Origin of the sequence: Gilliamella sp. B14384G12 (assembly GCF_016101825.1) — a bacterium.
GTDB lineage: Bacteria > Pseudomonadota > Gammaproteobacteria > Enterobacterales > Orbaceae > Gilliamella > Gilliamella apicola_N.
In genome coordinates this window covers 41,656-60,690 of record NZ_JACFPU010000004.1, presented here as the reverse complement: position 1 = coordinate 60,690, position 19,035 = coordinate 41,656, and the positions used below count along the sequence as shown (strand labels likewise).

The 19,035-nt window shown below is 32.5% G+C and carries 18 protein-coding genes and 1 riboswitch; of the genes, 10 read left to right on the top strand and 8 right to left on the bottom strand.

All coding sequences use genetic code 11. The features are described 5' to 3' along the window. The first annotated feature begins 1 nt into the window (after position 1). The 3 genes from xerC (at position 2) to uvrD (ending at position 4,069) form a co-directional block, all read left to right on the top strand. Positions 2 to 925, top strand: a complete 924-nt coding sequence (xerC, locus tag H3S73_RS06130) for a tyrosine recombinase XerC (RefSeq protein WP_198226628.1) — start codon at positions 2 to 4, stop codon at positions 923 to 925. Next, positions 925 to 1,638, top strand: coding sequence for a 5-amino-6-(5-phospho-D-ribitylamino)uracil phosphatase YigB (yigB, locus tag H3S73_RS06125; RefSeq protein WP_198236126.1), 714 nt, complete (start codon positions 925 to 927; stop codon positions 1,636 to 1,638). Before xerC ends, yigB begins: the two co-directional genes overlap by 1 nt. Positions 1,639 to 1,825: 187 nt before the next feature. Beyond that, the gene (uvrD, locus tag H3S73_RS06120) at positions 1,826 to 4,069 is read left to right on the top strand and encodes a DNA helicase II (RefSeq protein WP_198236125.1); all 2,244 of its coding nucleotides are present in this window, start codon (positions 1,826 to 1,828) and stop codon (positions 4,067 to 4,069) included. A 68-nt stretch (positions 4,070 to 4,137) separates the two neighbouring features. Here the strand turns inward: uvrD and cyaY are convergent, their stop codons facing one another. The 6 genes from cyaY to H3S73_RS06090 all read right to left on the bottom strand — a co-directional run bounded on the left by cyaY (position 4,138) and on the right by H3S73_RS06090 (position 7,457). After that, positions 4,138 to 4,449 (bottom strand): iron donor protein CyaY, encoded by a 312-nt coding sequence (gene cyaY / locus H3S73_RS06115; RefSeq protein ID WP_198226634.1) that lies wholly within the window; start codon positions 4,447 to 4,449, stop codon positions 4,138 to 4,140. Between the two features lie 102 nt (positions 4,450 to 4,551). Continuing rightward, entirely contained in the window at positions 4,552 to 5,076 is a 525-nt protein-coding gene (locus H3S73_RS06110; protein ID WP_198226636.1) for a surface-adhesin E family protein, read from the bottom strand. Continuing rightward, the gene (locus H3S73_RS06105) at positions 5,077 to 5,874 is read right to left on the bottom strand and encodes a hypothetical protein (protein WP_198226638.1); all 798 of its coding nucleotides are present in this window, start codon (positions 5,872 to 5,874) and stop codon (positions 5,077 to 5,079) included. Between the two features lie 90 nt (positions 5,875 to 5,964). Further along, positions 5,965 to 6,600 (bottom strand): thiamine diphosphokinase, encoded by a 636-nt coding sequence (locus H3S73_RS06100; RefSeq protein ID WP_198236124.1) that lies wholly within the window; start codon positions 6,598 to 6,600, stop codon positions 5,965 to 5,967. A 19-nt stretch (positions 6,601 to 6,619) separates the two neighbouring features. Then, positions 6,620 to 7,081 (bottom strand): ribosomal protein S18-alanine N-acetyltransferase, encoded by a 462-nt coding sequence (rimI, locus tag H3S73_RS06095; protein ID WP_198236123.1) that lies wholly within the window; start codon positions 7,079 to 7,081, stop codon positions 6,620 to 6,622. Further along, positions 7,050 to 7,457 carry a DNA polymerase III subunit psi gene (locus tag H3S73_RS06090; RefSeq protein WP_198236122.1) on the bottom strand — a complete coding sequence of 136 codons (408 nt, stop codon included), beginning with the start codon at positions 7,455 to 7,457 and terminating at the stop codon, positions 7,050 to 7,052. The genes rimI and H3S73_RS06090 overlap by 32 nt, the downstream gene beginning before the upstream one ends. An 89-nt stretch (positions 7,458 to 7,546) precedes the next feature. Between H3S73_RS06090 and rsmC the strand changes: the two genes are divergently transcribed. Next, a complete protein-coding gene (rsmC, locus tag H3S73_RS06085) occupies positions 7,547 to 8,587 on the top strand; it encodes a 16S rRNA (guanine(1207)-N(2))-methyltransferase RsmC (RefSeq protein ID WP_039126169.1) in 1,041 nt (346 codons plus the stop codon). Positions 8,588 to 8,662: 75 nt separating this feature from the next. Here rsmC and hemN read toward each other — a convergent pair whose 3' ends face one another. After that, positions 8,663 to 10,033 carry an oxygen-independent coproporphyrinogen III oxidase gene (gene hemN / locus H3S73_RS06080; protein WP_198236121.1) on the bottom strand — a complete coding sequence of 457 codons (1,371 nt, stop codon included), beginning with the start codon at positions 10,031 to 10,033 and terminating at the stop codon, positions 8,663 to 8,665. A 329-nt stretch (positions 10,034 to 10,362) separates the two neighbouring features. Further along, the gene (yihI, locus tag H3S73_RS06075; RefSeq protein ID WP_198226646.1) at positions 10,363 to 10,854 is read right to left on the bottom strand and encodes a Der GTPase-activating protein YihI; all 492 of its coding nucleotides are present in this window, start codon (positions 10,852 to 10,854) and stop codon (positions 10,363 to 10,365) included. A gap of 166 nt (positions 10,855 to 11,020) precedes the next feature. Between yihI and coaA the strand changes: the two genes are divergently transcribed. The 6 genes from coaA (at position 11,021) to H3S73_RS06045 (ending at position 18,840) form a co-directional block, all read left to right on the top strand. After that, entirely contained in the window at positions 11,021 to 11,956 is a 936-nt protein-coding gene (gene coaA / locus H3S73_RS06070) for a type I pantothenate kinase (RefSeq protein ID WP_198226648.1), read from the top strand. A 16-nt stretch (positions 11,957 to 11,972) separates the two neighbouring features. Next, positions 11,973 to 12,428 (top strand): DUF1090 family protein, encoded by a 456-nt coding sequence (locus tag H3S73_RS06065; RefSeq protein ID WP_198226650.1) that lies wholly within the window; start codon positions 11,973 to 11,975, stop codon positions 12,426 to 12,428. A gap of 244 nt (positions 12,429 to 12,672) precedes the next feature. After that, on the top strand, positions 12,673 to 13,755 hold the full coding sequence (locus H3S73_RS06060) for an AAA family ATPase (RefSeq protein WP_198236120.1): 1,083 nt from the start codon (positions 12,673 to 12,675) through the stop codon (positions 13,753 to 13,755). 1 nt (position 13,756) lies between these two features. Next, positions 13,757 to 14,182 carry a hypothetical protein gene (locus tag H3S73_RS06055; protein ID WP_144092285.1) on the top strand — a complete coding sequence of 142 codons (426 nt, stop codon included), beginning with the start codon at positions 13,757 to 13,759 and terminating at the stop codon, positions 14,180 to 14,182. Next, positions 14,172 to 15,938 carry a hypothetical protein gene (locus H3S73_RS06050; RefSeq protein ID WP_198236119.1) on the top strand — a complete coding sequence of 589 codons (1,767 nt, stop codon included), beginning with the start codon at positions 14,172 to 14,174 and terminating at the stop codon, positions 15,936 to 15,938. The genes H3S73_RS06055 and H3S73_RS06050 overlap by 11 nt, the downstream gene beginning before the upstream one ends. 4 nt (positions 15,939 to 15,942) lie before the next feature. Continuing rightward, on the top strand, positions 15,943 to 18,840 hold the full coding sequence (locus H3S73_RS06045) for a bpX6 domain-containing protein (RefSeq protein WP_198236118.1): 2,898 nt from the start codon (positions 15,943 to 15,945) through the stop codon (positions 18,838 to 18,840). Between the two features lie 148 nt (positions 18,841 to 18,988). Beyond that, a riboswitch (PreQ1 riboswitch) is annotated at positions 18,989 to 19,033 on the top strand. The last annotated feature ends 2 nt before the right edge of the window (positions 19,034 to 19,035 follow it).

The window sequence follows — 19,035 nt, the reverse complement described above, 5'->3', positions numbered from 1 at the left end:
TATGATTCAATCCTCTCAAAATAATCTTTGTTTACTAACCGAACCGGTTGATCGTTTTTTAAATTATCTAAAATCGGAAAAACAGCTCAGCCTAAATACCCAAGTCAATTATCGACGTCAGCTTTATGCGCTTATCGCCATCGCAAAAGAAGTGGGTATCACCAAATGGCAAGATGTAGATTCATCAGCAGTAAGATTATTAATTAGTCATAGCAAACGAACCGGTTTACAGGCAAGAAGTTTATCTTTAAGGTTATCGGCGCTACGCAGTTTTTGTGATTGGATGATAAAAAATGAATCTATTAGTGCCAATCCCGCTCGTGGTGTTTTAAATCCCAAATTAGGGCAACATCTTCCTAAAAATATTGATATTGATGAAATTAATCAATTGCTCGATATTAATTATAATGATCCTCTTTCTGTTCGCGATAGAGCAATGCTTGAACTTATGTATGGTTCAGGGCTACGATTGTCAGAATTAGTTAATCTTAATTGCCGTGAATTGAACTTGAATGAGGGCGAAGTCCGAGTGATGGGTAAGGGGAACAAAGAGCGAAAATTACCATTAGGTTATGAGTCTATTAAATGGATTAATAATTGGTTATCAATGCGTAATTTATTGGATCCCAAGGATGATGCCTTATTTATCTCCAAATTAGGTAAACGCATTTCACCTCGTAATGTCGAAAAAAGATTTGCACAATGGGGTGTTAAACGCGGATTATCAGTGCATGTTCATCCGCATAAATTACGGCACTCATTTGCCACTCATATGTTAGAATCAAGTGGTGATTTGCGAGCTGTACAAGAGTTGTTAGGTCATGCAGATTTATCGACCACACAAGTTTATACTCATTTAGATTTTTCACATCTGTCTGAAGTTTATGATTCTACCCATCCAAGAGCGAAAAGAGGAAACAAGTAATGCATATTTATCGTTCCATGAACACAATTAAGGCAATCACTTTCGATCTGGATGATACTTTGTATGATAATAGTGACATTGTTGAAAAATCCGAAGAGGAAATTGTCAAATATTTACAGCGTTATGAGGGTTTACAGCATTTGACCGTATCAGGACTGCATTTAGAGAAAAAAGCGGTGCTTGCTGCCAATCCTGAAATTTATCATGATGTTGTAGTTTGGCGAATTGAAATCATCAAATCTCTTTTAAATAAAGCAAAAATTCCATCAGAAAAATGGTCAAACATTATTGACGAAACAATGGATACATTTAATTTTTGGCGTCATAAAATGCATGTTCCACCGTCGACTCACGCCTTATTAACTAAATTAGCATCCAAAGTCCCTTTAGCGGTGATCACCAATGGTAATGTTGAGGTTAATAAAATTGGATTAAGTGATTACTTTCAATTTTCTTTACGTGGGGGCGCTGATGGACGTTCAAAACCTTTTCCTGAAATTTTTAATTTAGCGATTTCCAAATTGGGTGTACCAGCAGGTAATATATTACATGTAGGCGATAACCTGTTGACCGATGTGAATGGTGCCATCAATAATGGTTTATTAGCCTGTTGGATAAATATCTTTAATCAAGATATTTTTCATCTTGCCGATGCTCGATGTTTACCCCATATTGAGATAAGCCAATTGCCTGAATTGGATAATCTGTTATAATTTTGTAAATATCTGTATAAATAGACAGTAAAGCTAAGTAGGATTTACATTTAATTAAAAACCTTTCTTTATATCCTATTTATTTACAGTCAATAAACAATACTTAGATACACAATGAATATATTTGTAATGCTTATGAAATTGAAACCAACTCGTATTTGTTATAACCAAAATAGGTTTAAATATAATGGAAATTAAAAAATCATTATTAGAAGACCTCAATACCGAACAACAAAATGCAGTGACTACCGATAACCAATATACTGTTGTACTTGCAGGTGCGGGGAGTGGTAAAACACGTGTTTTAGTTCACCGAATTGCATGGTTGTGCATGGAAAAACATTATTCTTCCCAATCCATCTTTGCCGTAACTTTTACGAATAAAGCGGCGGTTGAAATGCAAGAGCGTATCCAAGCATTAGTTGGCGAAGGGTATTTTAGTGGGATGTGGATTGGTACTTTTCACGGATTAACGCATCGTTTGTTACGGATGTTTTCACAGCAAGCCAAATTACCTTCCAACTTTCAGCTTATTGACTCGGAAGATCAGATTCGCCTTATTAAACGAATTTTTCGAGAGCTTAAAGTTGATGAAAAACAGTGGTCAGCGAAAGAGTGTGCAGCTTTTATCTCTAATCAAAAAGAGATGGGATTACGAGCTAATGACATCGCACCTGAAGATCCTAAGCAAGCAATGTGGCAAACCATATATCGAGATTATCAAGCAATTTGTGACAGAGTAGGATATGTTGATTTTTCGGAATTAATTTTACGAGCTTATGAACTGCTTAACCAAAATCATGACGTACTAAATTATTGTCATCAGCGTTTTTCTAATATTTTAATTGATGAGTTCCAAGATACGAACTTAATTCAATATCGATTAGTAAAAAAATTGGCTGGCGATACAGCTAACGTCATGATTGTTGGTGATGATGATCAATCCATCTATAGCTGGCGTGGTGCTAATGCCGATAACTTACAATTGTTTATTAATGATTATTCAGATACCGAAATCATCCGTCTAGAACAAAACTATCGTTCAACCAGTAATATTTTAGATGCGGCTAACATTTTAATCGCCAAAAATCAAAATCGCTTAGGTAAAAACCTATGGACGGATAGTGGCGAAGGTGAAAAGATTTCACTCTATGTCGGTTTTAATGATATTGATGAAGCAAGATTTGTAATTGGTCAAATCAAAAAACGTCATGAAGAAGGTGATAAATATTCAAGCTGTGCCATTTTATACCGTAATAATGTTCAATCGCGTATTTTTGAAGATACTTTATTACAAGCAGGATTACCGTACCAAATTTATGGTTCAATACGCTTTTATGAACGGCAAGAGGTTAAACTAGCACTGGCATATTTGCGTTTACTGCATGATCACAGCAATGATATGGCTTTTGAAGCGACCGTCAATACTCCAACCCGCGGTATTGGTAATGTTACACTTGATAAAGTGAGGCTTACTGCTAAACAACATAATCTTTCATTATGGGATGCTTGTTTAATGTTAATCCAAACAAATGCGTTAACTGAAAGACAGCGTTCAGGTTTGAGTCGTTTTCTTGAATTGATGGCATCAATTCATGAAGAAGTGAGACAGTTGCCATTTTATCAGCAGCTTGATGTAATGATTAAATTATCTGGTGTACAGCAAATGTATGAGCAAGAGCCAGGAATTAAAGGACAATCACGATTAGAAAATCTTGAAGAACTGGTATCGGCTGCGGAACAATTTTTCCATAACAATGAAAACACGGTTATTCAGGATAATGTAACGGGTAAAACACTCACAGTACTTGAGTCCTTTTTAGCTTTTACCTCACTAGAAAGCCGCGATGTTGTCAAAGCTCAAGATTCAGTGCAGTTAATGACGTTGCATTCAGCTAAAGGATTAGAATTTGATAATGTTTTCATTGTCGGATTAGAAGAAGGCCTCTTTCCTGCACAACGTTCAGTGAAAGATAATGAACGCATGGAAGAAGAGCGACGCTTAGCCTATGTTGGTATCACTCGCGCTCGAAAACATTTGACATTAACTTTATGTGAATTAAGACGACTTTACGGCCGCGAAGAACGTAATTTACCTTCTCGTTTTTTAGCGGAATTACCGGTTGATAGATTAAACGAAGTTAGTTACCGAGGTATGATCACCTCATCTGAGTTTAAATCGAATGATCTAAACAAAAAAGACCTCAGTAAAAATGAGCAGTTTATTCTTGATCGTAAAAAATCCTATCTTGAAAAACAACGCGAAAGTGATGGTTATATTTTAGGTCGAAAAGTTAAACACCATCGCTTTGGAGAAGGCACCATTATCAATCTTGATGGCGAAGGTGATCATAAACGCGTTCAAATTGCCTTTGTTGATGAAGGGGTTAAATGGTTGGTGATTAAATTAGCTAATCTTACTTTACTTTAATATTGAAATCTTGAGTAATAATAAAGGCAAAAATTTAATTTGCCTTACCTATTTTTAGAACTTTGTCGTTATATTGTCGCTTGATCCGTTACTGATTGTGAGAAGATTTTATCAAATGATTGCTTAGTGCGAGTGCATACCCACTCATTTTCCGAATAATCAAAGTGATAGCCTTGTTTTTCTGTCGCTAGCCAAACTTGGAAAAGAGGTTCTTGAGTATTGACGATAATTTTACTGTAATTGGGAAAAGTTATGGTAATCACATTACCATTTATTTCATAATCAATGTCAATGTCTTGTTCTTCGGCAAAGTGATCTAAAAATAATTCGATCTTATTAAATAGTTGATCGGTAATAGCATGAAATTCAGTGATGTTCATAGAAAATTAATCAATATTGATGTAGTGAAATGATATTAGCATAATCGATAACTATCTGCCACAAGAAGTGGCAGTCAGATATCAACAAAAAATCAGTAATATTTAATGAGCAATAGATAATGAACAAGCAACAATTAACAATCGACGTTGTTCATTATTGTCAATTGCATTTGCCCATCGGTTAGGAGTGTCATTGGTACTCACCAAACGACCATCGCCAAAGTAATTTTCGAATAATTGGATAATCCCTTTCGCGATTTCTTTCTTGTCACAGTTTGCGAAATGTTGAATCACAATTGATCGGTATGTGATTTTTTCACCTTCACTATTTTCTTGCGTGAGTGGAGGAATAAAATTCACTACCTCATTAAATACTCGAATTTTTTTATTATAGGGATGAAGAACAATGGAACTTCTATCAATAAATGAATAACCTATCGATTTATCTTCATTAAATTTAGTCATTGGGATAAATTGTTCCCCAATGCGCGAATCTTTTAAATTTTCATTTGTTTCATGAGAGTTACTTGTATTACTTTTATTATTACTGGTTGAAGCTGAAGTGTTAAAATCATTACCTAAAGCTGAAAAAGAAAAGAGAATAAATAACAAATATAATTTTTTCATTTAGATTTTATCCCCATTTTTTGAATTAGTTATAATTAACTTTTGATTAATATCTTTTTCTTGCTGGGATTTCAGTTTTTCTTGATTCTCTTTTTGTTTTAATCGGTTATAATCTTCAATTCGTTTTTTACGCTTTGCTTCATATTCCTTGTCGATGGGTTTCATATCTGGGCGTACTGAATAGAGAATTTTTTTATCAATGTCTCCTTGTATTGAGCAAATTATACGACTTTGATTATCTGTAATCGGTTCTAAATATAAGGACTTTTCAACAGTACCCGGTTTTGGTATCACCATGTCAATTGAATAAGGGTTATCTAACCAAGTTTGATTTTTACTTTTGCGATCATAAATTTTAGGATTAGCAAAATAAATTTTTTCGTTAAAATTTAACCAATTAATATTAGTAAGCGACTGTTTAACGTCTTGTGATTTATTGTCTAAAATAAATCCCCAATAATAAAATTGACCAGATAATGGGGTAGGGATAAAGATATTTTGATAGCCTACAATATTTAACCCTTTGTATTCAATTGTTTTTTTAAATATCACCTTATTTTTGTTATTATATTCAACCGAATCGACAACAATATAAGCAAAGTTATCAATAGTGGCTAAATCCGCATACTGACCGAAAGTGTCTTTACTTATTGCTAATTGCTTGAAAAATTGATTATCACACTGAAAAAAAGAATCAACTACTTTATTTGTTTCATTTAATATAGTTTGGTCTTGTGCATAAACCACAAAAGAAATTAGTGAAGAGCAAATAAGCACAAACAGTTTTTTAATGAACATGGAGGAGGCCCTTTTTAAGTAATTCTTCTGCTAATGTGTATGGTTATGTATAGTTGTGTATATTATTGTAAAGTAACGTAAATGTTATTGTCAATCTTGTGTACATTTATTTTCTATAAAAACAAGTAAATCACCGTTTTTAAAGGATATTTTGACAAAATCCATGATGGCTTTATTTCTTAAGCTTGTTAATCCTCTTAACGTTAATGTTGCATTACTTAATGGATATTTAACGCCTGTAACTGTGACATTTGTGACTTTAGACAATGGGATAAAAGAAATGATATGGTTTTTTACATCATAAATAGTTTGCTGTTTTTTAGAAAAAAAGAACTGACAATAATTATCATAAAAAGTAAAATCCAATCGATGATAATAATGCATTGCAACTGATAAATTTCCTAAGAAATGGTCACTGGCATGACCAGAAGCACCATAAATATCAAATTTTTTCACCCCTTTATTTGCTAAAAATAAGATTGCTTTCTCAAAATCCGTTTTATTCTGATCAGGGGTATGAATAATCTCTGTTCTGCTTGGTATAGTACGGTTTTTATCAAAACTATCTAAATCACCAATAATATAATTAGGACTTATTGATGAAGTATAAAGATAGTTATGATAAGCCCCATCTGTTGCGGCAATAAAAGCATATTTATCTATATTGTTGGGATAGCGCTTGGGCGGTTCCCCATTTACAAAAAGTAGGGCTCTATTGCTTTGCATTGTCATATACTTTGCTGTTTTATAAAGTTAAGGTATAAGCCATTATAATGGCATCTTCCTGTTTTCCATCAACAGTTGGATAATAATTTCTTCTGATTGTTATTTGGTTAAATCCAAGTGAATGATATAAGCGAATCGCTGCATCATTGGATTTTCTTACTTCTAACCATAAAGAGGCAATAGGTTTATTAGAATTGAGTGACAGCAATTCTTCAATTAATTTATTTAAAAGCTCTTTAGCTAATCCTTTCTGTCTAAATTCAGGATGAATAGCAATGTTAAATAAATTGGCTTCATCGGCAACCAGTTGGCAGATGCAAAAACCAATTATCTTATTATCTATGGTCAGCTTTAAATTTAAATAACGATCACCTTGATTTGAAAAAAACGTCGTTTTGGACCATGGGATCGTATGACAAAGCTGCTCTAAAGCAAAAGCCTCGGTTAAATCATTGTGGTTGAGGATGGAAATAGTTTTCATATTGGCATAATTGTCGCCAAAGTTGGCGTTTTTGTTGTGGTGCATTAGCTAAAACATCTAAACTTGCTGTTTGTATGGTTAATTGATTTTGCCAGTTTTCATCAGGCGTAATATCGATAAACCAAACTACCGTTTTTATATCGCTAGCTGGAATAATCAATTGTGATGATGTAAGTATTAATACTTGATCTTCTTTAAGTCGAATAGCATTAAGAATATCTTTGTATATTTTTTGCATTGGTTTTTGGTCGGCAACAACAATTAAACGAATTTCATCACTAATATGGGTTGCCATTTCACCTTTAAATACTGCCGAATTACGCAAAATGTATTGAGTAATATTGCATTGTTGCAAATACCAATCTTGTTCAGTCATTATGGAATTACTATTTTTTATTAGTGAATAATAAGGGTTAATTGTATAATCAACGACTAAAATTATAAAGGTTTTTTCATTGAGGTACTATGGCAACATCTGTTTTTACTCCAGCAAGTCAGGTAATTGAACGTCATCAAACATTTTTTAATGATAAAAATGTGATTATTGCAGGAGATATACAAGATAGTTATCCTGCAATAATGGTCGCAAATCAAGTTAAAATTCACTGTACTCAATTCCATACTTATTTGCGCCTAAAAAATAGTGTGCGTGGTGCGCAAACCAATTTTTCGTTACTACCGGATGCTGAATTTTATGCTGGAATGAATACGCTAATTTATTATTGGCCAAAAACGAAAAGTGAAGCGCAATTTCAGCTCTCTTATTTACTTAATAATATGCCCAAAGGGAGCGATATCTTTATCGTCGGCGAAAATCGTACCGGTGTAAAAAGTGTTGAAGCGTTATTAAATGATTTTGGTACCATTCAAAAAATTGATAGCGCAAGACGCTGTGGATTGTATCATTTTCAGGCTGAAAGTCGTTTAGCGTTTGATTTAAATGAATGGTGGTTGAGTTATCATCTAACCATTGAAAATCAAAATATTGAAATTAAAAGTTTGCCAGGTGTGTTTAGCCAAAAAGGGTTAGATTCTGGAACCGAATTATTACTCAATGCATTAGTTGACCATGCTGAAATCATCAAAGGCAATGTGTTAGATGTTGGCTGTGGTTCTGGCATATTATCTACGGTTGTCGGTAAACTATATCCAGATATTGAGCTTACCTTATCTGATGTGAGTAGTGCAGCAATTGAGTCAAGTAAAGCTACCCTAAATTGTAACCATGTTAAAGGAAGTGTTGTTGCAAGTGATGTATTTTCTAATTTAAATGATAAATATCATCTTATCATCTCTAACCCTCCTTTTCATGATGGTAAAGAGACAAATTACACAGCTGTCAATACGCTAATTAAAGAAGCCAAAAAACATCTAAAATTAAATGGTTATTTGTGCATTGTGGCAAATTCATTTTTGCCTTATCAATCAATTTTAGACGAAACATTCAAAAGTGTGGAAGTCATTGCGCAAACGACTAAATTTAAAGTTTATTTAGCGAGTCATTAAATAGCTAAAAGCATTTATTTCTATTTATTTAAATAAGTTACGGTGTTAGCCGTAACTTTTTGGGCTTAACTAAAATTAAATTACTCGCGAAAACTGCTGTTGTCTTGCCATTTTACGCATATAAGTATCAAAACACATGCAGATATTACGGATCAGTAGGTGACCTTTAAGGGGAACTTTAATTTTATCGCCATGTATGATGACCAATCCATCTTTCTGCAATGGCTGTAAAAGTGCTAAATCTTCGGCAAAATAATCGTCGAAATTAATATTGTATTGCTGTTCAATCATTTTTTTATCAAGATAAAAATGACAAATTAATTGTTTTATCACATCACGACGGATAAGATCATCACGATCTAATGTGAAACCTTTCCATAAACCATTACCGATCTGTTCGACTTGTTGTTGATAGGTTTTAAGATCTTTTTGATTTTGCGCATAACTATCGCCTAACATGCTAATTGAAGAGACGCCTAATCCGAGCAAATCTGCATCGCCTTGTGTGGTGTAACCTTGAAAGTTTCGATGTAATTTATTGTTCTGTTGAGCAAGAGCAAGTTCATCGGTAGGCTTAGCAAAATGATCCATACCAATATATTGATAGCCTGCTTGGGTTAGCTTTTCAATACTGGTTTGTAAAATCAATAATTTTTGCGCCGCATTGGGCAAATCGTTATCTTTTATTTTGCGTTGAGCTGCAAAGCGACTTGGTAAATGTGCATAATTGAACACACTTAAACGATCCGGCGAGATATCAATCACTTTATTGAGTGTTTCGGTAAAGCTGGCAACCGTTTGTTTGGGTAAACCATAAATTAGATCTAGGCTAATTGAATGAAAACGATTTTTGCGAGCTTGATCGATCAATGACCGAATTAAATTTTCGTCCTGTTCGCGATTAATCAGATTTTGGATCTCATGATTAAAATCCTGAATCCCCATACTTAAGCGATTAAACCCAATATTGGCTAAATGATCGATAGTTTGTGGCGTAATTTCACGAGGATCGATTTCAATTGACAGCTCGGCATTATCAGCAAAGTTAAAATGGGATTTTAGAGAGGTAATTAATCGGCTAGTTTCTTGATCCGTTAAAAAGGTGGGGGTTCCTCCTCCCCAATGCATTTGTGTTACCACTCTGTTTTCAAAAAGTTTGGCGCGTTTTGCTATTTCAATATCTAAAATATCAAGGTATTTAGTGACTTTGTGTGTTTGACGTGTAATAAGTTTGTTACAACCACAAAAATAACAAAGTTTATGACAAAACGGAATGTGTACGTATAAGGATAATGGTTGAGTGGGGTAACGAGAAGTCGCGTTCAAAAAATCCTGTTCATTATAACTTTCATTAAATTCAAGTGCAGTGGGATACGAAGTATATCTTGGACCAGAATAGTTATATTTTTCAATTAAGGCCTGATCCCATAATTGTGTTTCAGTCATGCTTCTGTTTCCGTTTAAGTCTGTGTTTAGCGTTATTATATCCATGACTTATTAAAGTTGGTTTTCGCTTAGTTATACGTTTTGCTTTGGTTTTTGTTTTCAGTTTAATCTGGTTTGTTTTATGCAAATACAATAATGTGCAAATTAATAATCCAAAATATAAACTTAACATTATCAATATTGGCATTACTATTTGCTCGCTATTTGTTATAAATTATGATTTGAATAAGACATCCATTATTATCAACGTGTTTCAGGGATTTTTTATGACTCAATCCCTGACGTTACTGAAAAATTAATATTAGGCAAGCTAAAATCATTGCCTACTATTAATTACGTTTTAATAAACTCACAATATCTTCTTTCTGATCATCGAGATCTTCAAAATCATCGTCGGTATAACCCAATTCTTGCATCAGTTCATCAATTCGATTTAATTTGCTGTCCAAATAAGTTTGTTGCTCTTTAGTCAACTTGCCATTTTGTTCAACTAAATCGAGTAACATATCTAATTTAGGATCGTTTTCAAGTTGCTCTAATTCTTGTTGTGGTGAAAGAATCGTTTTTTTAGATTTAGGTTGTTTAACTACTTTAGTAGTATTGATATTTGTATCAACAACTAAAGCAATTGGTGTTTTACTGCCTATACGTGGATCTTTTACTGCTTTTTGAGTATTGTTATTTTTGTTATTATCTGTATTATTAAAGCGTGAACCACTAGGCAAACCTTTATGTTTGCGTTTACGTTTGAGTTCGCGAGACTCTTCATTAATTTCTTGACGGCTTTTTTTGGGTTTTTGTTTCGATTTAGTTTTTAACATACTATCTCTGTTTTACACTTTGGTTAATCATTTATTCAACGTATTTTATCAGTAAGTCTAAAATATAGCTATGAGGAAGACACATTGTGAATTTGTGATTGTAAAATTACAGTTTTATGTATAATCTGAACCGAATATTCTAGAATCAAGTAATAGAGAAATAAACATGAATAATCCTTTGAGTCCTTATATGCAATTCAGCCGTAAAGAATGGGCAAGCTTGCGTAATTCGGAACCAATGACTTTAACACCAGAAGAACTCATTTCTTTACAGGGAATCAATGAAGATTTATCTATGGATGAAGTGAGTGAAATTTACTTACCTTTATCAAGATTGCTTAATTTCTATATTAGTAACAGTTTTAGTCGGCAGGTAGTATTATCCAAATTTTTAGGTAAAAGCCAAAAAATCCCTTATATAATTGGTATCGCTGGCAGTGTTGCAGTTGGTAAAAGTACTACAGCACGTGTATTACAGGCATTGTTAACTCGCTGGCCTGAACATAGAAAAGTAGCTTTAGTTACAACGGACGGTTTTTTATATCCGAATAAATGCCTTGAAGAGCGAGGCATTATGAATAAAAAAGGTTTTCCACAATCTTACAATCTTAAAAAGCTAATTAACTTTGTTGCCGATATTAAATCAGGACAAGCAGAAGTTAAAGCGCCAGTTTATTCACATTTAGTTTATGATATTGTAGAAAATGAAGAGATCGTGATTGACAGTCCGGACATTTTAATTTTGGAAGGATTAAACGTATTACAAGGTGCGGTCAATTATACTCAAGCACATAATCGAGTCTTTGTTTCGGATTATGTCGATTTTTCAATATACGTTGATGCTGATTTATCTTTATTACATCAGTGGTATGTGAACCGTTTTTTAAAATTTAGAGCCGGGGCTTTTAGTGATCCTAATTCATACTTCAATCACTATTCTAAATTGCCAGAACAAGAGGCTATCAGTATTGCCAATCGCTTATGGCGCGATATAAACGAATTAAATTTAGTTGAAAACATTTTGCCAACTCGAGAAAGAGCCAGTTTAATTTTGACAAAAGGGGAAGATCATAAAGTAGATTATGTTCAATTAAGAAAATAAACTTAGGGGGTTCAATATGAAATCAGCAATAGGGTTATTAAGTAAATTAAGCATTATCACTTTAGTTACAGCGTTTTCAGTAAATAGTTATGCATCAAGTAATGATACACGTGAAGAATTAACTTGCAATGCTAAAAAGCAAGCAATCGAAACAAAAATAGAACAAGCTAAAAAAGCCAATAATACTTTTGAAGTAACAGGGCTTGAAAAAGCACTTCAACAAGTTAATACCAATTGTTCCGATGAAACATTGGAGCAAAAATATAAAAGATTGGTGGATGAAAAAAGCAAAAATGTTTCTGACAAAACCAAAGAATTAGCCGAAAAAACGAAAGAGTATGAAAAAGATGGTGTTGATGCAAATCAAGATAAAATTGATGCATTAAAATCTAAATTACAAGATGCAGAAAAAGAACTTTCTGAAGCAAAAAATAACCTAGCGGATTATTATGAAAAAGCTAAAACTAAATAATTTGAATTTTTTAATTTTGTCCTAATTAAAAAGATAGATTCACACGCTAAATAATATTGAAATTTATTTAATCAATATTGACCTCAAGTAGTTATTTAGCTATTTGAGGTCATCTTTTTTATGCAATTTAACTAAAATTCTGGCAAATATATTTTCATTTCAGTTAGATTATTTTTGTAAAAATGATTTATAATCCTTAAATATTAATTAATATATTAAGTATAATCATTTAGAAAGAAATATAATGGAACATGTTTCTAAAATTCGTCAATGTATAAAAGTTGCTACTCAAGGTTTTATTGGACGTGAACAACTAGCGGAACTGATCATACTCGCAGCTATTGCCCAAGAACATTTATTAGTCATCGGACCGCCAGGTACAGCAAAAAGTGCTGTAGTGAGGAGAATGGCTAAAATCATGAATGGTAACTATTTTGAATATCTATTAGGCCGTTTTACAGAACCGTCCGAACTGTTTGGAACCGTAAATCTAAAAAAACTTCGTGAAGGGACGGTTGAAACCGATACTCAAGGAATGTTACCTGAAGCAGAAATTGCTTTTTTAGATGAAGTATTTTTAGGATCAACTGCCATTTTAAATACTTTACTTGGCATATTAAATGAACGTAAATTTAGACGTGGACATACTCAAATAAGTTGCCCATTAAAAATCTGCATAGGGGCATCAAATTCACTTCCTCAAGATGAAGATCTGGTTGCTTTTGCTGATCGTTTTTTAATTCACCTTTTTATTGATCCCGTAACGGATAATTTTATTGAAGATATGTTAGTGGGTGGATGGCAAGCTGAATTTACTGATGTTGATTCATTGAGTTCATTAACTGAACTTTCAGCAATAAGTGACAATCTTAAAAATGTTAATTTAGATAACATTATTTCTTTTTACGCAGATGCTATTCGGTTACTTAGACAAAATGGAATCATTTTATCCGACAGGCGAGTAGTAAAAACATTAAAACTTATTGCTGCTGCTGCGTTAATAAATGGTCGATTTGAAGCTCAAAAACAAGATATCTGGCCTTTATATTACGTATTACCTACTTTAGATATGCAACAACGCGGACAAGAAATCTTAAATGATTTTTTTACACTCTCAAATAATTCTCAATTGTTTTATGCAACTGAATTTGCCACACAACAACCGAATGCACGTCTGCAACGCCTAATTGAACAGGCTAATAACTGCCTAAATGGTGGTGTTCGAATTGAACATGTGTTACGTGAAATCGATGCTAATTACACCATCGATACTCTACCTGAGCCATTAAAGCAGTTAAGAACACAATTAATTAAATTGATTGTCTAATATGAACAACAAGATTGTTATTAACTGGCATTGGCAACCCAATGATGATGAAGCAATAACCCCTATCGCGGTTGTTGCTTGGCATGAAACGGTTAAACACTTACTTACTCATCTTTCAAAAAATTTAGATAAATTCGATTTAACTAAATTTCAATTTATCAAAGGTAACCATTTTATTATTATCATCGGTCCGTCCTCTCAATTACCTTGGGTTGATGGTGTGCAATATGCTATGGTTGACAACCAGACACCTTTACTTTGGCTACCATGTCATGCCAAACCCTCCGTTCCTTCTTTACTTCTAGCCGATGCTATAGCGAATAAATTTGAGCATAAGCATGTCCTGTTATGGGATCGTCCGCAGGCTATCATTCCATTAAGTTTTAGCTGGCCTTTAACTAAAGAGTTTATTCAATATGCCTTATAAACCACTACCCAAACCATTTCAAGCTTGGCAACATTGGTTATCAAGGTTTGATGAGAACTTACAACCGATTATTGCTGATTTACTTTTGCAATTTAATCTTTTTATAGGTTCAATCAGCGAAAGTCGATGCAGTAAACAACTATCATCAGATTCAAGCGATTTGCAAAAGCGAGGAAAATATGAACATTTGTTAACAACTGAATGGTTAATTGCTCAAGAAGAACCTGATGAATTTATTCGCCGAGCAGCCAATAATGAGCATCTTTTTTTAACGCCAGCATATGAAAAACCAAAAGCGAATGGAGTGATTATCGCTTTGTTTGATTGTGGATTACTACAATTGGGTATGCCTCGTGTGGCACATCTAATTTTGATGATATTATTTGATATCCGTGCTCATAACCTTAATAGCCAATTTTATTGGGGCATCTTACAATCTAACTCAGAATTGATTTTATTTTCAGGTATTGAAGACCTAAAGTTATTATTAAAAAATCGTACTATGAATTGCCTCGATACTAAACATCTTGATTATTGGAAAGATTATTTAAAACAGTCTGAATTACTTTATGATGAGTGCTGGATAATTGGGAATAATTTTTCAAAAGTTGATTTTGCTACGCATAAAATATCGATAAATAGATTAATAGGTAAATTTACAAACTTATCCGTTGATATGACTAATAACAAAATATCAAAACATTTTGAGTTAAAATTACCCAATGAAGTCATTTGTGCAAAGATGTTATCTGGACTATTTGAGTCTGGTAGTAATTACGCTGTTATTAATGAACAATCGTATCTTCCTTTAAATGCTAACTTACATCTTGATATTTCACCTAATAGTAACCACGTTTTAGTATTTAATAGTGAAAATAACAAAATTTGTTTTATTACTATTAATGATGTCTTGTCTCAAAGACAGGTATTTCGTGTCAAAAATTATTCTTTAAAATCTCATGTACTGGGTTTAGATATTCAAGGAAAACATATCGTAGCCTTGTATCAAGAAAATCAAAAATATTATTTATGGGGATCAAATATCCCAAAAAGAGAGTTATCGGAAGAGATCAACATTAATGCTATCAATCAATTATCTTATTTCCTATATCTATATGGCGATCATGATCCAAAACTGTTATACATAGACGATCATCAATCACTTTATTCTGTGTATTGGATAAATTATTATGGTGATATCCTTAATTCTCAACGAGAAATAGCCAAAAATGTAATGGCATTGTTCAAACTGAGTGAAAAACAGGCCTGTTATATTTACCAAGATGATCAAGAACAGTTTTGCATTACAGGTTATGCATTAAATCATTTATCCTATTATTTAAGCATTAAAAAAATTAATGAAAATTTGCAATATTTTATTTCATCCGAAAATTTATGGTTGACTGGATTCGGTCATTTAGCTGTTGGTTTTGAGCATCAATGGCAAGTATTTGTTGATGAAAACAGCTATGTTGAAGTAACAACCCCCTTAGAATGGCAGGTTTTTGGTTTTTTCTATGATAATCATGAAGATAAAATTAATTTTTTAATAATTGATAAAGATAAAAAACAAGTAGCATTGTTTGATTATCTCAATCATAAAATTGATGTTTGTTTCAAATCATCATATAAAATTGTTCTCTATCATTATAACTCATTGGCTCAATCGTTTTCAGTTATTATGGATAACGGGGAATTGATTTTATATTCTTTGAAAACACAATCAATAAGATTGAAATTGCATAAAGCTGATTAATGATATGAAAGGAAAAGCTTTTTTTATCCCAGAACCAACCTTAAAAGGCGTTCAAAATGTAGCGGGAATATGGTTTCCAACGCAGTGGTTTGATCGCGAGCAGCGTCAACGTCTTTTAATAAAATCATGGTTTTTAGGATGCTCAATTTATCAATTTGAACATGGTGATTTACTTAAGTTTCCATCGGCAAAAACTGTGAATTGTGATACTTTACTTGGTTGGCCATTAATTTTAGATAACGGGATCCTCAGTTCTATGCAACTCCCCAAAAAACTGAGTTCCAAAATAATTAACTATGATTTGGTCATTGTTATGGGTAATGATATTCAATGTTATCGTTGTGAAGATGCCATCAATATCGATCCCGCTAATTGGGTTGATCTTAGTGAATATCAATTGTATGAAACCAATCGTTATTTAATAAATATTGTCCAAAATGAACTACCAGAATTCAGTTTAGAGAGTCGATCCTTTGAACAAATATTTGATGGCAAGATACCTGTGCCAAGTCCTCGAAAATTACAATTTATTGATAGTAATAAGATAGTTAATCAAGATAAAGAAATTGATGAACAAAATAATCATTTGTCTCAAGAAAAACTCATTAAAAAAAGTCATATTATTTTAGCAGTAGTTATTCCTTCAATATTGCTGATAGCATTGTATGTTATTTATTCTCTAAAAATATCTTCATTTAATACTTCACTTGGTAAAAATCTCTATAAAATATTTATTTTTATAATAGTAAGCTTTTTTCATGTGAGTATTTTTGTTATTTTTATTAAAACCATAAAAATGCTAAATCGAATCTTTTCAGAAGAAAAAAAAGAAGATTTACTTGATGGCATGTTAAAAAAATCATTTTCTTACAGTATTAATGCCAATGAGTTACCACAAGTTAATCACTCATCTTTGTCATCTCCCTCTCATTATAAAAAAAAATCACTGCTTAACAGCCATTCTTTTTTATCATTATTTTCAAAATTAAGTCATTTGTTTTCTTTTCGACAGAGTAACTACATTGAAACAATGATTAAAAAGTTTGAGAAAGGTGATTTGTTAAATGCCTTGCGTTACGCTCTTCCGATCAATAATGAGAAAAATTCAATCGAAAAAAACTATGGTACACCCAAACCACGAAATAAACTGTCGATAAGTGATTGCGTTTATGGTGATTCATCCTCAATTTATCTTGATTCTGAAAAACTTAAATACTTGAAAAAACTATATCGACAAAGCTTTGATACGTTAGCCAAACAAAACAAAATAGAAGAAGCGGTTTTTGTTTTAGTAGAACTGCTCAATCATTTAGAAGAAGGAATAGAATTTTTAGAACAACACAACCGATATAAACAAGCCATGGAGTTAGCAATTGCAAGGAATGCTAAAACTCAATTATGTATAAAACTTTGTTGTTTGGCAAATGAATGGGATATAGCGGTTATGTTGGCCAGACGCGATAATGCCTTTGAAGCTGTAATTTTGATGCTTGAAAAACAACACTTTGAGATAGCCAATAAATTAAAACTTTATTGGGCTAAGACTTTAGCAGAAAAAGCAGATTGGTTAGCTGCAATTGATGTAATTTGGTCACTCTCGGAATATCGTTATCTTGCTGAACAGTGGTTTAATAACCTGGATATATACGATGCTAAAGCGATCGTAAAGCGTCTTATTTTAATACCTAATTCGATAATAAAACTTGAAAGAACTTTGATTGAGATAAAAACTGAACAAGCTCATTATCGAGTAAGATTAGAGCTGGCTAATGAAATTTTAAAAAATCAGCAAAATATTCAAAAATTGCAAGATTTATTACGAATGATGATCAACGAGATAATTGTTGATGCCATTACTTATCCTAATGAGTTAACTAAAGCTAAAATTGCAAAATTAATTACTCTTACTGAAGATAGAACATTACAGATAGATCTGCCTATCTCTTCATTAAAACTGGTTAGGCATAAATCTTTATTAATGCAATATCATTTGGATCATTATCAGAGTCCGCACAAAGGCCATCGAGCAATTTATGACATGATCCCGCTAATCAATAATCAATATTTGCTTGCATTAGGTGAAGCAGGGATTATAAGAGTGGATAATAAAGGCAAGCAACTTGATCATTTTATGATTGTTGCTGATAAGTTTGTCGTATCTTCGAATCGATTGCAAATTTTAGCTTTGGCTAAACAAGATAATTACTACCGCATTCATAAACTTGATTTAAGTACCAAGAAAACAATCGATCTAGGCGTTGTTAACTTCCAATTATGCTCCTTTGAGTTTGATGGTATAAATTGGGCTATCATTAGAAATAATTGCCTTGAACTTATTGATATTAGTCATAAATTATCTGTGGTACGGCGAATCGATCTTTATCCTAATGTGATAAATAAGTTGGTGATTAAAAATCATGAAATAATGGTTTTAACCCACAACGCTGAGAAAAAAGATGAAATTTTGTATTATTGTTTACCTGACTATAGTTTAACAAAACGATTGGTAATTGATGGGTATTATGACAGGTTAATAATGGGTCATAATCACAAGATCTTAAAAGTTGAATATATTGAATCGACTAAACGCGTACAATTTAAATCTCACTATAACAATGATTTCGAGTTTCAATTACAAATCGAGAAAAAACAATTTGATAATTTAATTATATTATCTACAGGCGAACTTATAGCTTTAGTCATTCAACGAATAGATGAAACAGGTTATGAAATTAATCTTTATCATCCCTATACTAATCGCAAACATATAACGATTGATTGGCAATCATCAACAATTGTGTCGTGTTCTTCTATCGGTAATGAATATTATTTTTTTGATAAACAAGGTAGAGTGATGCACATAAACATTAGTGAAAATAAAGTAACTTCTTTTTCTTTATAAAATTTGATTAGACAGTTAATTTTTTAAAGAAATATTGGCTAGTTTTTACAGTTAACTATTACATTCGTTCACAAGTCATATGTTTAATCACAAGGGTTAAGAACGATATTCTAGACTTTTTTTGTAAAAAAGAGTAATGTGTACGGTTTGTCTCGTGGTTCGTGAACCTCCCACGCTAAAAAACTAAGGAAAATT

Coding starts and splice junctions, on each gene's coding strand:
- H3S73_RS06045 (WP_198236118.1), top strand. CDS start 15,943: ATGAAAGGAAAAGCTTTTTTTATCCCAGAACCAACCTTAAAAGGCGTT.
- H3S73_RS06105 (WP_198226638.1), bottom strand. CDS start 5,874: ATGTTCATTAAAAAACTGTTTGTGCTTATTTGCTCTTCACTAATTTCT.
- hemN (WP_198236121.1), bottom strand. CDS start 10,033: ATGACTGAAACACAATTATGGGATCAGGCCTTAATTGAAAAATATAAC.
- H3S73_RS06090 (WP_198236122.1), bottom strand. CDS start 7,457: ATGACTGAACAAGATTGGTATTTGCAACAATGCAATATTACTCAATAC.
- H3S73_RS06065 (WP_198226650.1), top strand. CDS start 11,973: ATGAAATCAGCAATAGGGTTATTAAGTAAATTAAGCATTATCACTTTA.
- rimI (WP_198236123.1), bottom strand. CDS start 7,081: ATGAAAACTATTTCCATCCTCAACCACAATGATTTAACCGAGGCTTTT.
- H3S73_RS06100 (WP_198236124.1), bottom strand. CDS start 6,600: ATGCAAAGCAATAGAGCCCTACTTTTTGTAAATGGGGAACCGCCCAAG.
- yihI (WP_198226646.1), bottom strand. CDS start 10,854: ATGTTAAAAACTAAATCGAAACAAAAACCCAAAAAAAGCCGTCAAGAA.
- coaA (WP_198226648.1), top strand. CDS start 11,021: ATGAATAATCCTTTGAGTCCTTATATGCAATTCAGCCGTAAAGAATGG.
- rsmC (WP_039126169.1), top strand. CDS start 7,547: ATGGCAACATCTGTTTTTACTCCAGCAAGTCAGGTAATTGAACGTCAT.
- cyaY (WP_198226634.1), bottom strand. CDS start 4,449: ATGAACATCACTGAATTTCATGCTATTACCGATCAACTATTTAATAAG.
- xerC (WP_198226628.1), top strand. CDS start 2: ATGATTCAATCCTCTCAAAATAATCTTTGTTTACTAACCGAACCGGTT.
- H3S73_RS06055 (WP_144092285.1), top strand. CDS start 13,757: ATGAACAACAAGATTGTTATTAACTGGCATTGGCAACCCAATGATGAT.
- uvrD (WP_198236125.1), top strand. CDS start 1,826: ATGGAAATTAAAAAATCATTATTAGAAGACCTCAATACCGAACAACAA.
- yigB (WP_198236126.1), top strand. CDS start 925: ATGCATATTTATCGTTCCATGAACACAATTAAGGCAATCACTTTCGAT.
- H3S73_RS06110 (WP_198226636.1), bottom strand. CDS start 5,076: ATGAAAAAATTATATTTGTTATTTATTCTCTTTTCTTTTTCAGCTTTA.
- H3S73_RS06050 (WP_198236119.1), top strand. CDS start 14,172: ATGCCTTATAAACCACTACCCAAACCATTTCAAGCTTGGCAACATTGG.
- H3S73_RS06060 (WP_198236120.1), top strand. CDS start 12,673: ATGGAACATGTTTCTAAAATTCGTCAATGTATAAAAGTTGCTACTCAA.